The sequence below is a fragment of the Pseudomonas sp. Nvir genome (genome assembly GCF_963778085.1).
Taxonomy (GTDB): domain Bacteria; phylum Pseudomonadota; class Gammaproteobacteria; order Pseudomonadales; family Pseudomonadaceae; genus Aquipseudomonas; species Aquipseudomonas juntendi.
In genome coordinates this window covers 234332-250173 of sequence record NZ_OY970405.1, presented here as the reverse complement: position 1 = coordinate 250173, position 15842 = coordinate 234332, and the positions used below count along the sequence as shown (strand labels likewise).

16 protein-coding genes are annotated in these 15842 nt (G+C 63.2%); 5 read left to right on the top strand and 11 right to left on the bottom strand.

Going from position 1 to position 15842, the window contains the following annotated elements; all coding sequences use genetic code 11:
- Positions 1–20: 20 nt before the first annotated feature.
- Positions 21–764 (bottom strand): LytR/AlgR family response regulator transcription factor, encoded by a 744-nt coding sequence (locus tag AACG97_RS01390; protein WP_115293226.1) that lies wholly within the window; start codon positions 762–764, stop codon positions 21–23.
- 296 nt (positions 765–1060) lie between these two features.
- Here AACG97_RS01390 and argH point away from each other — a divergent pair, with 296 nt between their 5' ends.
- Positions 1061–2455, top strand: coding sequence for an argininosuccinate lyase (gene argH, locus AACG97_RS01385; protein WP_029887272.1), 1395 nt, complete (start codon positions 1061–1063; stop codon positions 2453–2455).
- A gap of 89 nt (positions 2456–2544) precedes the next feature.
- Here the strand turns inward: argH and AACG97_RS01380 are convergent, their stop codons facing one another.
- Positions 2545–3207 (bottom strand): glutathione S-transferase, encoded by a 663-nt coding sequence (locus tag AACG97_RS01380; protein WP_144187352.1) that lies wholly within the window; start codon positions 3205–3207, stop codon positions 2545–2547.
- A 149-nt stretch (positions 3208–3356) separates the two neighbouring features.
- On the opposite strand from AACG97_RS01380, the gene AACG97_RS01375 reads away from it, so the two are divergent.
- Together AACG97_RS01375 and AACG97_RS01370 are read left to right on the top strand one after the other, a co-directional pair.
- Positions 3357–3656: a hypothetical protein gene (locus tag AACG97_RS01375; protein ID WP_029887274.1), complete on the top strand. Its 300-nt coding sequence runs from the start codon at positions 3357–3359 to the stop codon at positions 3654–3656.
- A gap of 69 nt (positions 3657–3725) precedes the next feature.
- Positions 3726–3971 (top strand): TIGR02647 family protein, encoded by a 246-nt coding sequence (locus AACG97_RS01370; protein WP_009682190.1) that lies wholly within the window; start codon positions 3726–3728, stop codon positions 3969–3971.
- A 155-nt stretch (positions 3972–4126) separates the two neighbouring features.
- Here AACG97_RS01370 and AACG97_RS01365 read toward each other — a convergent pair whose 3' ends face one another.
- Complete coding sequence (locus tag AACG97_RS01365) at positions 4127–6070, bottom strand: cytochrome c/FTR1 family iron permease (protein WP_225786161.1); 1944 nt, start codon at positions 6068–6070, stop codon at positions 4127–4129.
- A 218-nt stretch (positions 6071–6288) separates the two neighbouring features.
- On the opposite strand from AACG97_RS01365, the gene AACG97_RS01360 reads away from it, so the two are divergent.
- On the top strand, positions 6289–6744 hold the full coding sequence (locus tag AACG97_RS01360) for an REP-associated tyrosine transposase (protein WP_144187348.1): 456 nt from the start codon (positions 6289–6291) through the stop codon (positions 6742–6744).
- A 443-nt stretch (positions 6745–7187) separates the two neighbouring features.
- Here AACG97_RS01360 and AACG97_RS01355 read toward each other — a convergent pair whose 3' ends face one another.
- From AACG97_RS01355 to AACG97_RS01330, 6 genes are all read right to left on the bottom strand, one after another.
- Entirely contained in the window at positions 7188–8606 is a 1419-nt protein-coding gene (locus AACG97_RS01355; RefSeq protein ID WP_047149957.1) for an efflux transporter outer membrane subunit, read from the bottom strand.
- Entirely contained in the window at positions 8603–9478 is an 876-nt protein-coding gene (locus AACG97_RS01350; protein ID WP_197885659.1) for an efflux RND transporter periplasmic adaptor subunit, read from the bottom strand. The genes AACG97_RS01355 and AACG97_RS01350 overlap by 4 nt, the downstream gene beginning before the upstream one ends.
- Entirely contained in the window at positions 9475–9687 is a 213-nt protein-coding gene (locus tag AACG97_RS01345) for a DUF1656 domain-containing protein (protein WP_009682394.1), read from the bottom strand. The genes AACG97_RS01350 and AACG97_RS01345 overlap by 4 nt, the downstream gene beginning before the upstream one ends.
- Positions 9684–11771, bottom strand: a complete 2088-nt coding sequence (locus tag AACG97_RS01340) for an FUSC family protein (protein ID WP_232554960.1) — start codon at positions 11769–11771, stop codon at positions 9684–9686. Before AACG97_RS01340 ends, AACG97_RS01345 begins: the two co-directional genes overlap by 4 nt.
- On the bottom strand, positions 11768–12220 hold the full coding sequence (locus AACG97_RS01335) for a MarR family winged helix-turn-helix transcriptional regulator (RefSeq protein ID WP_029885345.1): 453 nt from the start codon (positions 12218–12220) through the stop codon (positions 11768–11770). Before AACG97_RS01335 ends, AACG97_RS01340 begins: the two co-directional genes overlap by 4 nt.
- Positions 12221–12430: 210 nt before the next feature.
- On the bottom strand, positions 12431–13225 hold the full coding sequence (locus AACG97_RS01330; protein ID WP_033690303.1) for a tetratricopeptide repeat protein: 795 nt from the start codon (positions 13223–13225) through the stop codon (positions 12431–12433).
- A gap of 207 nt (positions 13226–13432) precedes the next feature.
- Here AACG97_RS01330 and AACG97_RS01325 point away from each other — a divergent pair, with 207 nt between their 5' ends.
- A complete protein-coding gene (locus AACG97_RS01325) occupies positions 13433–13993 on the top strand; it encodes a WYL domain-containing protein (protein ID WP_009682390.1) in 561 nt (186 codons plus the stop codon).
- 108 nt (positions 13994–14101) lie between these two features.
- Here the strand turns inward: AACG97_RS01325 and AACG97_RS01320 are convergent, their stop codons facing one another.
- Entirely contained in the window at positions 14102–14965 is an 864-nt protein-coding gene (locus AACG97_RS01320; protein ID WP_197885657.1) for an ABC transporter permease, read from the bottom strand.
- 13 nt (positions 14966–14978) lie between these two features.
- A complete protein-coding gene (locus AACG97_RS01315; RefSeq protein ID WP_197885656.1) occupies positions 14979–15842 on the bottom strand; it encodes an ABC transporter ATP-binding protein in 864 nt (287 codons plus the stop codon).

Below are 15842 nucleotides of genomic sequence, written 5' to 3'. Positions count from 1 at the left end.
CTTGCCATGCGGGCACCGGTTCAGAGGGCCTGCATCATCTTGCGCACACCGGCCACATGACGCCGGCTTACGGTAAGGGCATCGCCGTTCAGGCCTTTTAGGAACAGTTGGAAGTGGCCCAGGGGCGTGCGCTGAAGGCGTTCGATGCGTTCCCGGGCAACCAAGGCATTGCGGTGAATACGTACAAAGCGGTCGCCAAACTCGTCTTCCAGCGCCTTGAGCGGCTCGTCGAGCAGTACTTCCCCACCGTCGTGGCGCAAGGTTACGTACTTGTGGTCGGCAATGAAGTAGACCACCTGGTCCAACGGAATCAGCTCGATACCTTTGCGGGTGCGGGCGCTGATATGACTGCGCGGGCCACCGCCTTCATTGGCCGGCCGCGTCAGTGCCGCCAGTTGCGTTCGGTTGGGTTTATCGGCCTTGCGCAGTGCATCCCGCAGGGCCTGAGGGTGAACAGGTTTGGCGACATGGCTGAGGGTACTGTCCTTGAATGCCTCGGCACTGTATTGGTCATCCCCGGTGCAAAACACCACCGCTGGCGGCGCCTCGCGCTCGCACAGGCGGGCCGCGACCTGCAAGCCGTCCAGGCCTGGCATGGCGATGTCCAGCAGCACCACGTCGGGCTTGAGGCTGTCGATCAGGGTCAGGGCCTCTTCCCCGTTGGTAGCGCTGGGCTCCAACACGGTGTAACCCTCCAGTTCGCCGAGCAGCCGGCTAAGGCGGTCACGGCCTTGGGGTTCGTCATCAACGATCAGGACATTCATAATTGCGCTGGATTCCTGAATGAGTCTCGCACAGGTATAGCGTAGACAGGTGTGGTTCGAGCGACACTGCGGTCACGCTCTAGACCGGTGCGATGGCCAAAGATTCACTCGGACGGCAGATTCACTGCCAGTCTTCTGTCCAACTGTAGACGGTCCGTGGAACACTGCCGTTCATTCCTTCAAATGATTCACTGCCATTTTGCGGGCATTTCTGTCGACCGGCGCCCTGCGGCAGCCGTCCCAACCCTGTTATTATCGGCGCCACTTTTTCGTTCACGCCTGCAATGAGTGAATCCATGAGCACCGACAAGACCAATCAGTCCTGGGGCGGCCGCTTCAGTGAGCCCGTCGACGCCTTCGTCGCCCGCTTCACCGCCTCGGTCGATTTCGACAAGCGCCTGTACCGCCACGACATCATGGGTTCGATCGCCCATGCCACCATGCTGGCGCAAGTCGGCGTGCTCAGCGATGCCGAGCGCGACACCATCATCGATGGTTTGAAAACCATCCAGGCCGAGATCGAGGCCGGCAACTTCGACTGGCGCGTCGACCTTGAAGACGTGCACATGAACATCGAGGCACGCCTGACCGACCGCATTGGCATCACCGGCAAGAAGCTGCACACCGGCCGTAGCCGCAACGACCAGGTGGCAACCGATATCCGCTTGTGGCTGCGCGATGAAATCGACCTTATCCTGGCCGAAATCACCCGCCTGCAGCAGGGCCTGCTGGAGCAGGCCGAGCGCGAAGCCGAAACCATCATGCCGGGCTTCACCCACCTGCAGACCGCGCAGCCGGTCACCTTCGGCCACCACCTGCTGGCCTGGTTCGAAATGCTCAGCCGCGACTACGAGCGCCTGGTCGATTGCCGCAAGCGCACCAACCGCATGCCGCTGGGCAGCGCCGCACTGGCCGGTACCACCTACCCGATCGACCGCGAACTGACCTGCAAGCTGCTGGGCTTCGAGGCCGTGGGCGGCAACTCGCTGGACGGCGTTTCGGACCGTGACTTCGCCATCGAATTCTGCGCTGCAGCCAGCGTGGCGATGATGCACCTCTCGCGCTTCTCCGAAGAGCTGGTGCTGTGGACCAGCGCGCAGTTCCAGTTCATCGACCTGCCGGACCGCTTCTGCACCGGCAGCTCGATCATGCCGCAGAAAAAGAACCCCGACGTGCCAGAGCTGGTACGTGGCAAGACCGGCCGCGTGTTCGGCGCCTTGACCGGCCTGCTGACCCTGATGAAAGGCCAGCCGCTGGCCTACAACAAGGACAATCAGGAAGACAAGGAGCCGCTGTTCGACGCTGCCGATACCCTGCGCGACTCGCTGCGTGCCTTTGCCGACATGATCCCGGCGATCAAGCCCAAGCACGCCATCATGCGTGAAGCGGCGCTGCGTGGCTTCTCCACGGCAACCGACCTGGCCGACTACCTGGTACGCCGTGGCCTGCCGTTCCGCGACTGCCACGAAATCGTTGGCCATGCGGTGAAGTATGGGGTGGATACCGGCAAGGACCTGGCCGAGATGAGCCTGGACGAACTGCGCCAGTTCAGCGACCAGATCGAGCAGGATGTGTTTGCCGTACTGACCTTGGAAGGGTCGGTCAATGCGCGTGACCATATTGGTGGTACGGCGCCGGCGCAGGTGCGGGCTGCCGTTGTTCGTGGCAAAGCCCTGTTGGCGTCTCGCTAAGCCCCAAGGCGAGGGCTTCGCCCTCGTTCGTGGGCACGCCCGCTCCCACTGTGGGAGCGGGCGTGCCCACGAAGGGCTCAACACCAGGCTCAGCGCTTACCGCTGCGAATCATCTCCATGAAGGCCGGCATCGCTGCCTCCTTGTCTGCCACGATCCGCGCCATGTGCGGGCTCTCACCCATCAGCTGGAGCAACGCCTTGGCTTGCGGAAAGTCCGCCAGCAGGTCGATGTTCAGCACCTTCTTACCCACCGCATAAGCCAGATCGACCGAGAAGCAGAACATCAGGTCTGCCAGCGTCAGTTGCTCACCCGCTACATACGGCGCAAAGCGCCCGTTACGCTTGAGCGTGGCGAAGCCGGCCAGCAGGTCGGTACGTGCCTTATCCTTGACCAGTGGCTCTACCGCCATGCCAAAGAAGGACTCGGCGTAGCAGGTACGGGCTGGCAGCTCGATGTACAGTTCAATTTCCTTGAGCAACTCGCGTACCTTGGCCTGCTGGAACGGGTCGGCCGGCAGCAGCGCCTTGCCGCCCTGAGTCTGCTCGATGTAGTCAAGGATCACGCTGGTTTCGCTGAGAAAACCGTGTTCGGTTTCCAGCACCGGTACCTTGCCCCGCGGGCTCACTTCCAGCGCCTTTGGCGCCTGGCCGCCGTAAAAGGTGACCTCTTCGAAAGGCAGGCCTTTTTCCAGCAGCGCCAGCTTGACCATGTTGTAGTAGTTGCTGACCGAGAATCCATGAAGCTTGAGCATGAGGTAACAGCCTCCGGGCCGTAAGGGGTTTGGCTCGGCTTTTATAGACCGTAAGCCTGTTCCTGACCAGCGTCATGCACCTCGTCTATGACCGGGCATTGCCGCTACAGGCGTGGCACACTGTGCATCCCACCACAGGAGTACCGCCAATGAGCGAGCCCACCGACATCGACAATGACGACGAAGCCTTCGCCGAGGCAACGCTGACCCAAGCCATCGAGAACCAGATCGAAAGCGGCGAGCCGCCGGCGGCCAAGGCCACTTTCAACAAGCTGACCCTGGTTGGTTGGGAACGTGAAGACATTCTCAATGTGATGGCCCATGTGCTGGCCTACGAGATTGACAACATGCTGGCAGAAGACCGCGCGTTCAACGGCGAGTGGTACGAAAAAGCCCTGCGTGCGCTGCCCGAGCTGCCACCTGAGATGGATCAAGGCGAGGACGAATAACCCGGCTACACTCGAAGATCAGGCACCGTAGAAAGTGCCGTAATCCTCGTCTGGAAGTCAGGAGTTACCATGCCTTTTACCCCCGATCTTATCGATGAAATGGAAGTACTCGCGCTGTTCAAGCACGACAGCAGCCAGGAAGGCATCAAGATAACCAGCACTGCATCCCCCGCCCTGGTCGCCGCTGCGCAACGCCTGCATGAAAAGGGGCTGACCGACCAACCGGATGGCGGCTACCTGACCAGCCTGGGTCATGACGCGGTTGAAAGTGTGCAGCTGTTGCAGAACATTCTCAAGGCGCCACAGCCGGCCTGAGTGCCCTTCGCGGTCAAGTGTGTAGGAGCGGCCTTGTGTCGCGATCGGGCCGCAGAGCGGCCCCGACAATTTGTGCAGCGCTGCCGAAATCCTGGGGCCGCTTTGCGGCCCGATCGCGACACAAGGCCGCTCCTACAGGGGGACGGCGCAGGGTTTTAGTTAGCAGTTGCCCTGCGCTTCTCTGCCAAGCGCGAGCGCCCGTACAGCAAGATGATCGCCAGCAACGCCACCGCCTGCGCCGACAGCGAGTAGGCGTCGGGATGAATCCCCAGCCAGTCGAACTCGAAGAACGCCACCGGCCGCGTGCCCAATACCCCAGCCTCTTGCAGCGCCTTTATGCCATGCCCGGCGAACACCACTGACAACGTGCACAGCAGTGCCGCATTGATGCTGAAGAACAGCGTCAGGGGCAGCTTGGCCGAACCGCGCAATATCACCCAAGCCAGGCCCACCAGCAGCACCAACGCCGTGGCGCCGCCTGCCAGCACCGCCTGGTGCCCGGCAGGGCCCGCCTGCAGCCACAAGGTTTCATAGAACAGGATCACTTCGAACAACTCGCGGTACACCGAGAAGAACGCCAGCACCGCGAAGCCAAAGCGCCCGCCACCACTGACCAGGCTGTTCTTGATGTAGTCCGTCCACGCAGCGGCGTGGCGTCGGTCGTGCATCCATACCCCAAGCCACAGCACCATCACGGCCGCAAACAGCGCCGTGCAGCCCTCCAGCAACTCACGCTGGGCACCACCGACATTGATCACATAGGCCGCCAGCGCCCAGGTAGCGAAGCCAGCGACCAGCGCCAGGCCCCAGCCGATGTTGACGCTGCGTACCGCTGACTGCTGGCCGGTGTTGCGCAGGAACGCCAGGATCGCCGCCAGCACCAGAATCGCCTCAAGGCCTTCACGCAACAGAATCAGCAGGCCTGAGACATAACTCAGCGACCAGCTCAGGCCGTCGCTACCCAGCAGCTTTGCCGCTTGCTCAAGCTTGACCTTGGCTTCGCCCAGGCGCTGCTCGACTTGGCCCACGGGCAGGCCATCCTGCAAGGATTGGCGGTAGGCCATCAGCGTCTTTTCAGTGGCCTTGCGCGCCTGGGTATCGATGTTGTCCAGCGAGCTTTCTACCAGCTCGAAGCCCTCAAGATAGGCCGCAACCGACAGGTCATAAGCCTGGTCGCGGTCGCCTGTACGGTAAGCGGCCAGGCTTTTGTCGAGCGTACTGGCGGTGTATTCGAGCAATTGCGCAGGGCCACGCTTGACCTGCGGCGGCTGGGCACGCTGGGCGCGGAATGCTTCCACGGCCGCGGCGCCTTCGTGGGCGGCGATTTCGGCCGGGGTCTGGCGGGCCAGGTCGGCGATGTTCCAGGTTTTGTCGCCTTTGCCGGCTTCCGGCTTGGCGGTGAAGCTGGCGATGTAGGCCGCCAAGTCCCAGCGCTGGCGGTCGTCCAGCTGGTCGGCAAAGGACGGCATCTCGGTGCCGTCGATGCCCAGGGCAAGGGTGTTGTAGAGGTCGAACAGGCTCAACTGGTCAAGGCGCGCGACGTCGCGCAGGTTGGCCGGCGCGGGCTCCAGGCCGACGCCTGCCGGGCCATCGCCCGCGCCGCTTTCACCGTGGCAGATGGCACAGTTTTGTGCGTACAGGGCAGCACCACGGGCCGGGTCCGGGGTGATTATCGGGGCTTGGCTCACCTCATAAGCCACCGCAAGGCGTGCGCCCAGTTGCCGGGCCTGCCTGGATACCGCTGGGCCGTCCAGACGCTGGTCGATGGCCTGGCGCAGCGCTTGCACGCCCTGCTCCAGTGCCGCGTGCTCGGCATTTGCAGGCAGGCCTTTGACCAGTTCGGCCAGTACCGCGCCGAACTCGCGCTGCTCGTCGTATTCGCCGCTGTCGACCACCTTGCCGTCACTCACGGTTGGCGGGTAGTCGGCACCAATGTAGTCAAGCAGGTGCAGGGCCTTGGTAGCCTCGGCGGGGGCTTCGGCCAATGCCGCAGCGCTGCACAGCGCCAGCACCGTGCCGAGCAATAAAGCCGGCAGCGAGGTAAGCGGACGGGAACGGGTTTTCATGGCCAGTCTCGAAGGGAATGCGAAAGAGAACATTGTTCACTTCCACTTTGCTTCACTCAAGGGTGCTGGGCGGATTTCATGAAAAATCTTGGTACAAATAAGATCACGCGGGATGGCACGGTATCTGGGGGCAGGCTTGCCGGCGATGAAGGAGGCACCGATGCCACAGGAAACACCGGGTACCAAATGATTCACCGCGGGTAGGTCCTTACCCACTAGCCTGTTGAGCCACTATTCAAGAGGCAGGGAACATGGATCGTCCCCATTCAAAGCAGCTACGGCTTGGCCGGTTTTCGGAAACCCGTCGGTTGTATTTGCTTACCAGCACCACCCTGGCAAGAGCCCCAATCTTCAATGACTTTCGCTCAGCCCGCTTGCTGGTGGCCGAGTTCCGCCAGGCTGAAGAGGAAGGTCGCGCCCGATCGCTTGCCTGGGTGGTGATGCCTGACCATTTCCACTGGTTGGTCGAGCTCGGGCCGGCCAGCCTGAAGCGGCTGATGCGCAGGGTGAAGTCCCGTAGCACCATGATGATCAACAGGCATCGAGGGCGAAGCGGCCAGCTCTGGCAGAAGGGGTTTCATGACCGGGCCGTGCGGCGTGAGGAGGATGTGCAGGATGTGGCGCGATATATCGTCATGAACCCCAAGCGGGCGGGTCTTGTTGCGAGGGCTGGGGATTATCCGCATTGGGATGCGATTTGGCTCTGACCAGATGTTGCCTGCGGGGGCCCTATCGCAGGCAAGCCCCGCAGGGATCGCCTTAGGGCTGACAGGTGTTTGCCACAAGGTATGGCAGCGCCTGTTAGAGCGAGCGCCGCCCGCGCGGCGCAATCGTGAGCTGCGCTCGCTCCTACGTTTGTTTCGGGCCAATTATTCCTGTGGGATTCGCGCGCGAACGCCTTGGTGCATGCCTCAATATCGCGCCGTACAAACAAGGCGGCCGCGCGCGCCTGTCACAGGCGTTACTGGCCCGAAACAAACGTAGGAGCGAGCGCAGCTCGCGATTGCGCCGCGCGGGCGGCGCTCGATCTCACAGGCGCTGAAGATGCTCCGGCTACCCTTGCCAGGAACCATAGAATCTCCCACAGGTACTGCACAACCTTCAGGGCTGGCGCTTTCCCTGTGGGAGCTGGCTTGCCGGCGATTGGGCCTCAAGGCTTTAAGGTGTCCTTCCAGCCACCACCGAGGGCGAGGAACACACCAATTTGCCCCAACGCCACTTGGCTATCGGCCGCTGCAAGTTGCGCGCGCATGTCAGTATAGGTGCGGGTCGCCTGCAAGTCCGCCAGGAACGACTCACGCCCGGCCTGGTAGTACCGGTGCGTCTGGTCAGCCGCATCCTTGGCCGACTTCTCTGCCTCGGCCAGTGCGTCACGCCGGTCCAGCAGGGCACTGTACTGCGCCAGGCGAGTCTGGGTCTCGCGGATGGCGTTCAGCACCACACCGTCGAAATTCGCCAAGGCTGCTTGCGTAGAGGCTTCGGCCATGCGGATGCGGGCGCGTGTGCCGTTGGTGGGGATGCTCCAGCTGATCTGCGGGCCGAAACCCCAGCGGTTGGTCGACGGCTCACCAAGGTTTTCCAGAATACCAATCGTGCCCACCTGGGCACCGATGCTGATGTCCGGGTACAGCGCGCCGGTAGCAACCCCGATAGAGGCAGTTGCTGCGGCCAGCTGGCGTTCGGCCTGGCGCACATCAGGCCGGCGTTTGAGCAACGCAGCACCGTCGCCCACCGGCACCAACTGGTTCAGGTGCGGCAGCTCGGCACAATCGGCGGTTCCGGCGGGCAACTGGTCTACCGGTTTGGCCAATAACGCAGCCAAGGTGTACAGGCCGGTTTCACGCTCGGCCTTGAAGCGCGGCAGTTCGGCGCGCAAGGACTTGAACTGGGTCTGCGAGCGGGTGACCTGGGTTTCATCGCCACGACCTGCATCACGCAAGCGCTGGTTAAGCTTTACGCTTTGCTCCTGCAAGTCGAGCGACTGGCGGGCGATGTGGTATTCCTCGTTGGCCGAGCACACTTGGGTATACGCCTTGACCACGTCGGCCACCAAGGTGATGCGGGCGGTATCGGCAGCAGCCTGCACCGCGTCTGCATTGGCCTTTGCAGCCTCGGTACCACGCTTGAACGTGCCCCACAGGTCGAACTGATACGAAGCGCTGATGATGGCCTCGCCAATGTTGGCCACCGGCACCTTCTCAGGTTGCAGGAAAGCTTCGCCAGACTCCTGCAAGCGCTGGGCACCCAGTTTGACGCCGCCGTTGAAGCCACCTTGCGACTCGGCCACTTCGACCTGGGCGCGGGCCTTGGCGATGTTGGCCGCGGCTACGCGCAGCTCGGTATTGGCACTCAGGGCCTGGCGCACCAGCTCGTTCAGCCGTTGATCCTGATACAGCTGCCACCAGTCCTCGGGCACCGGCGCCGAAACCACGCTGTCGGCATCCTGGCGCAGCGGGCCATTGAGGTCGCTGCGTTGCACCGCCGCGTCCTTCGGCACCTCATAGTCGGGGCCGACCATCATGCAGGCCCCCAGCGACAGGCACAGGCCAGCCAGGATGAGCTGTTTCATGGATGCTGGCCCTCGATGATCGACACCGTGGCGGTACGCCCGGCGATCATGCGGAATTCCTCTGGCACTTCATCAAACGCAATGCGCACTGGAATACGCTGGGCCAGGCGCACCCAGCTGAACGCCGGGTTGACGTTGGGCAGCAGGTTGGCGCCGCTGCTGCGGTCGCGGTCTTCGATGCCGGCGGCAAAGCTCTGCACATGGCCGCGCAGGCGGGTGTTGTCGCCCATCACGCGGATATCCACGGCATCGCCGAGGTGGATGCCGCCAAGCTTGGTTTCTTCGAAGTAACCGTCGACGTGGTACGAGGCACTGTCGACCACCGACAGCACCGGGCGGCCGGCGGTGACGAATTCGTGGTTACGCGGCGCACGGTCGTTCAGGTAACCGTCCACCGGGCTGCGTACCACCGAGCGGTCGAGGTTGAGCTGGGCGGTATCGACTGCCACCTGTGCCTCGCTGACGGCCGAGCGGGCGCGGGCCACGCGGGACTGGCTTTCCTCCAGTTGCTCGGCCGCCACCAGGTTGCCCAGCTTGCGGTTGCGCTGTGCTTCGCGGGAGGCCTGGGCCAGGGTTTCCTGGCGCTCGCCGAGGGTGGCCTTGGCCTGGCGCAGGGCCAGGGTGAAGCGGTCCTGGTCGATGGTGAACAGCACGTCGCCGCGCTTGACTGTCTGGTTGTCGTGCACCTCGACTTTCTGGATCAAGCCCGACACATCGGGGGCGATCTGGATCACGTCGGCGCGGATATGGCCGTCGCGCGTCCAGGGCGCAAACATGTAGTAGACGACCATCTGCCATACGAGCACGGCGGCGAAGGTCACTACCAGCAAGGTCAGGACCACACGGCCCAGGGTCAGCAAAGGTTTTTTCATGGCAGCATCAGGTTTCGGCAAAAGTGGTCCACCGCGCCAAGCAGCACGGCATACAGGGCAACGTTGAACAACGCCCGGTGCCAGACCAGGCGGTAGAAATGCATGCGCACCAGCACCGCGTGCAACCCAAGGAACAGCAGGTAGGTGCCAAGCATCATCACCAACAGCGTGGGCAGGAACACCCCGCTGATATCCAGTTCACCAATCACAGGGGCGCTCCGTCGAGGCCGGCAGGCAGTTGCAGTTGTTCGGCGGGTTCGAGCATCACCTCCACACCTGGCAGCAGGGCAAGGCGCAGGCCGCTCAGCGCATGCAGCAGGTGGGTGCGGGCATCGCCACGCTCGTACAGTTCATCCAGGTTCAGCGCCAGCCGCGCCCGCTCCATGTTGCGCAGCAGCGCAGCCGGCGCATGCAGGCGCTGGCCAGCGTGCAGGCAGGCGGCGTAGTGCGCACCCACTTCGTCAACCACGGTATTGAGCCGCTCACGGGCCTGCTGACCAGCGCGCGGCAGGTAGGCCAGCAAGTCGAGCAGGTTCAACCCAACACGCAGGTCACGCAGTGCTACACCGCTGTCCTGGCCCGTTTGCGAGAGGCGCGGCAGGTGCTGCATCAAGCGGTCGAGCATCTGCACGCCAAGCTTGCGGTGTTCGGCCAGGGTCGCCGGCACGGTCATTTCGACAATGTCGCGCCAGGCGAAGCGGGTCATGCGCTTGGCAGCCAGCTCTACCCCAAAGGGGCGCATGACCAACGTCCAGATGAAGGCGAACAGCAGGCCGACAGGGCCGGCCAGGTTGGAATTCAGGAAGGTGAAGAAGTCGGCATCATAGGCGCCCTGGATGCTGATGAAAGTCGAGGTGTTGACGATGGTCAGCAACGTGCCCAGGTAAAAACGCGGTTGCACGGTCAGGGTGCCGACGCAGATGAACGGCACAGCAAAGGCCAGCACCAGCATCGGGAAGTCGTGCAGGTTGGGCAGCACCAGGAACAGGTACAGGCTGGAGAAGATCACCGACAGCAAGGTCCAGAAGAAGAACCGGTAGATCTGCGGTGCCGGGTCGTCCATGGCCGCGAAGAAACTGCACGACACGGCCGCGAGAATTACCGCGCTGGCGCCGTCGTTCCAGCCCAGGCCAATCCACAGGCCACAAGCGACGATGATCGCCAGCACCGTGGTGGCCACCGAGTACAGCATCAGGCCACGGTCGAAGAACGGTGTCAGGCGGCCCAGGCGCCAGTGCCGGTACACGGCCCGCCAGGGCGTGGCATCGTCGGTGCGCAGGGCATGTTGCAAGGTGCAGCAGTCCTGCCACAGGTCGGCCCATTCGGTCAGCCGGTACAGGGCGTTGGATAACAGCAGCTCGGCGCGCTGGTCGAGCATGGCGGCAGCGGGCTGCAGGCGCTCGATCTGCTCGTGCAGCGCAGCCCAGCGGGCGACAGAAGCGCTGGCGGCAGTCCCTTGCAGCCATTCGCGAGCGCTGGCGAGCACAGGCTGCAACTGGGCGAACTGAGCCGGGGCGCGGCCCTCCAGTGCAACCAGCGCATCATCGAGCGCATCGATGACCGGCAGCAGGTGAATCATCCGCCCACGCAGTTCACGGGCGTTTTTCAGGGTGTGCGGGCCAGCCCCTTCGTGGCCGAGCTGGCCGATCATCAGCTCCAGCGAGTTGAAGGTGGTGACCATCGCCCCGCGCATGCCGCCGACCTTGGCGGTGCTGCCAGCGCGGGCCAGGTAGGTATCGCTGTAGTTAAGGGCCTCGGTAAACCAGTTGCCGGTGGCGCCGACCACCACTGGGGCCAGCCGGCGAGGCCAGAAAATGGCGCCAACGACGGCTGCGCAGACAATCCCCAGGCAGATTTCCTGGGCGCGGGAAGACGCGACCTCAAACACCGCCAGGGGGTTATCCACAACCGCCAGTGCGATCATCGGCAAGGTGTAGCCGGCCAGCATCAGCATGTAGTTGTTGGCCGTGCGCAGGTTCAGCGAAAGGAACAGCAGGGTGCCGGTCCACAGGGCGATGGCAATGCTCAGCAGCAACGGCGACTGTACCAGCGGTGGCACCAGGAGGACCGCCCCCCCGGCACCGAGCAAGGTGCCCACGGCACGGTACAGCGCCTTGGAGCTGGTTGGGCCAACGAAGGGGCTGGAAACGATGTACACCGTGGCCATGGCCCAGTAGGGCCGCGGCAACTGCATGAGCAGGGCAATGTACAGGGCGATCATCGAGGCCGCGAAGGTGCGCACACCGTAGAACCAGTCCCGCGCCGGGGGGACCGAGCTGAAGAAGCCGTTCATGCCACCCCGCCTGCACCGCCCAGGCCGGCAGCCTCGAAGGCGCGCAGCACGCGCAAGGCGGCTTCCAGGTCAGCCTGATCGATGCCTTGCAGCACATCCCTGCGCACGCGCACCAGTTCGGCTTCGATAGCTTCGGCCAAGCGGCGGCCTTCTGCGGTGAGGCTCAGGGCCTTGGCGCGACGGTCGAGGGGGTCTTCACTGCGGCAGACCAGGCCGGCCTTGCACAGTTGGTCGAGCAGGCGTACCAGTGACGGGCTTTCCAGGCCGGCTGCCTGGGCCACCGCTACCTGATGCACACCGTCGCCGAGGCGCACGATCATCAGCAGCGGCGCAGCGCAGGCCTCGGAGATGCCGTAACTGGTCAACGCGCAATGGCAGATGCGCCGCCAATGGCGAGCCGCAACTACCATGCCACTGCTGACCTGCAGGCGCAGGAGATCAAGGGACATGAACAGTATCCAGGTATATTCATAGTTTGCTAACTATCAATATACGCTCGTACCTCCCCCTGTCGTCAACAGCGGGTGACGAGGGGTATGGATGAATGGTTGTGCATGCTGGAGGGTGTATTGCCTGTGCTGGCCCTATAGCCGGCAAGCCGGCTCCCACAGGTATTGCACACATACTGCAGCCTGTGGTCGCCTGTGCGAGCGGGGGAATCAGGGGTGTATCTGGTCTTCCAGCTTCATGGTCAGGGCGAGTGTGCTGCCCATCTGCAAGGCGCGGTCGCGCCACTGCAGGTAGCGCACGCTGTCACGGCTGCTGAAATGCACCGCCAGCTCTTCGGCCGCCTGTACCACCCCTGCGGCTGCCGCCAGTTCCAGCCAGTACGATGCAGCCTTGATGTCGGGTTCCACGTACAACCCGTGCATCAAGCGATAACCCACCTCGAAGCGGCAACGCGCTTCGCCACGCTCGGCCCCGCGCATGAACCACTGGTAGGCCTGCACCAGGTCTACCTGCCATTGCTGCTCGCCATCGCACACTTCTTCTTCATACAGGTCACCCAGGGCCGCCGCGGCATGCAGCATGCCGCGCTCGAAGGCCTGCCGGTAGCAATCCGCCGCCTGGGCATAGGAGGGGTCGATACCCTTGCCGAAGTAATGCTGCTGCCCCAGGTTGAACCACGCAGCAGCATTGCCCTGCAGTGCCGCCATGCGCAACAGGTGCCCGGCCAACACGGTGTCAGCGCGCCAATACTTGCCGTTGAGCCAGATCCAGCCGAGGTCGTTGAGTGCCGCTACGCTACCTTGCAATGCCTGGCGGCGCAGGTCGGCGTAAACCGCCTGCAGGTCACTGGCTTCGTCCAGGCGGTTGATCAGCAGCGAGCGCTGGCTGGGCAAGCCTACCCCGGCGAACAACCGATGCCGCCTGCCGGCCGGTGCCGGGGCGGCGATGACCCGTTCGGGCAAAAGGCGGGCAAGCAGCGAATGGATATTGCTGGCAGCAGACATGTTCATCCTCATTGAACGACGCACAACCCCAACCTTCGGCTGTGATGAGGCGTGATTCTGCGTGATGTCACGTCAAAACCTGTCGCGAACGATTCGGCACCAGGCAACCAAATGCGACTTACTTGATCTGAGCAGGTCGTGGCCAATTGCCATGCCCCTCGCCTGCCGCCATGCTATGACGGCAAGCCTAGACAAGGACGTTATCTTTTGCCGTTCGCCACCACTCGCGCCACCCTCAGCCGTCAATGGGCGCTGCTGCGTCAGCTACCCAGTCGCTCCCCGGGCATTACCAGCGCCGAGCTGGTGTGGCGCCTGCGCGACGTGGGCTTCACTGTCAGCAAGCGTACCGTTGAACGCGACCTGAATGAGCTTTCGTTGATTTTTCCGCTGGAGCGCAATGACAAGAGCATACCGTTCGGCTGGCACTGGGCGGCCAGTGCCGTGGGCGAACTGCGCGGTAATTTCGACTTGTTGAGCCACTTGCGCGGCGATGCATTGCAACCGGCCCAGGGGGAGGGCGTGGAGTTGGTGGCGTGGATCAGGGATGCATTGGCGCGGCAGTTGCGCGAAGCGCCGCTGAGCAGCGACATGCAGCTGACGGCGCTGGAGCATGGGCACCGGCTGCGAGCCACGGTCAGCGATGGCTGGCCGCTGCGCTGGTGGCTGTTGAGCCAGGGTGATGGGGTGGTGGTGGAGCAGCCGACGGGGTTACGCGAGGAGATTGGCAAAACCCTGAGCAATGCGGCTGCGCAGTACCAGAAGCTGTAGCCTGTACTGCCCCTATCCCCGTCAAGCCAGCTCGGGCACGCCAAACGCCGCAAGCAAGATTGTCGCCGACCTTAGGCGCTGGCTTGCCGGCGTCCGGGCCGGTACAGGTCAGCGCTGCATCCCCCAGCGCCGCACGGTCAGCCGCTCAAGGGTATTGAACACCAGTCCTTCTACCAGCAGACCAATCAGGATCACCACCGCCAACCCGGCAAACACCTTGTCGGTATACAGCTCGTTGCGATTCTGAAAGATGTACCAGCCAAGCCCGCCTTTGCCACTGCTGGCCCCGAACACCAGCTCAGCAGCGATCAGGGTGCGCCAGGCAAATGCCCAACCGATCTTCAAACCCGACAGGATCGATGGCAAGGCCGCCGGCACCAGGATGTACAGCACTAGCCGCAGACCTTTCAGGCCATAGTTGCGGCCTGCCATGCGCAGGGTCTCGGACACGCCGAGGAACCCAGCGTAGGTGTTGAGCGCCAGCGCCCAGAGCACCGAATGCACCAGCACGAAGATCAAGCTGTTATCACCCAGGCCGAACCACAGCAAGGCCAGTGGCAACAGCGCGATGGCCGGCAGTGGGTTGAACATCGAGGTCAGCGTGCCCAGCAAGTCACGCCCCAATTGGGTCGAAACGGCCAGACTGGTCAGGCCGAAGGCAAGGACGATACCCAGCACATACCCTTTGATCAGGATTACCAGCGAAACCCCGACCTTGGCCAGCAGCTCGCCACTGACCAGGCCGTCCCAGAGGGCCACGGCGGTTTGCAAGAAGCCGGGCAGCAGCAAGTCATTGCTCTGATAGCGGGCGACCGCCTCCCAGAGTACGGCGATAACCAACAGAAGTGCCGCCTTGCGCAGCCAGCGCTGCTGCCACAGGCGCTGGGCCAAGGGTAATTGCCGCTCCACAGGCACACTGAGCAGGGGCTGCAGTTGCACTTCATATTCCCGGCGTAAAGGGGTAGTGGTCATGGCTGAGACTCCTTCAGTAAGCAACGCGAATATCGTTGAAGCCAAGACCTTCATGCGGCTCGGGCGTATCCGCCTCGTCGAACAGCAAGCGGTGAATGCGCCGGGCACTGGCCTGGAAGTCACTCCCGCCCAAGCTGCCCAGGTCATACTGATGGCTGTGCACCTCAGCACGCACCCGCCCTGGGTGGGGCGACAGCAACAGGATGCGGTTGCCGACCACCAGTGCTTCTTCGATGGAGTGGGTCACGAACAGCAAGGTGAAGCGGACTTCCTCCCATAACGACAGCAATTCTTCCTGCATCTTTCGCCGGGTCAGGGCGTCCAGAGCAGCAAACGGCTCGTCCATCAGCAGGATCTTCGGCTGCGTGGCCAAGGCGCGAGCAATCGCTACGCGAGCTTTCATGCCGCCCGACAAAGTGTGTGGGTAGGCATCGGCGAAAGCCTCCAGGCCGACCTTGTCCAGGTAATGCAGCGCTCGCTCCTGGGCCTCGGCACGTGTTAGCTGGCCCGACACCAGTAGCGGGAACATGACATTCTGCTTGACCGTTTTCCACGGTGGCAGCTGGTCGAACTCCTGGAACACCACAATACGGTCAGGCCCTGGGCCGCGGATCGCCTGGCCCTGCAACAGCATCTGCCCTTCCTCGGGCGCAATGAACCCGGCTACTGCCTTGAGCAAGGTGGACTTGCCGCAACCGGACGGCCCGAGCAACACAAAACGGTCGGCAAGGTCGACTTCGAAGCTGACTTGGTGAGTAGCGCGCACCACGCGCTGCGCGGTGCGGTATTCGAGGCTGAGGTTGTCCACCTTGAGCAAAGGCGGTGTGGCGACACGGCTCAGGTTGCTGGCCGCGTGGCCTGGCAAAGGGGCGGTCAT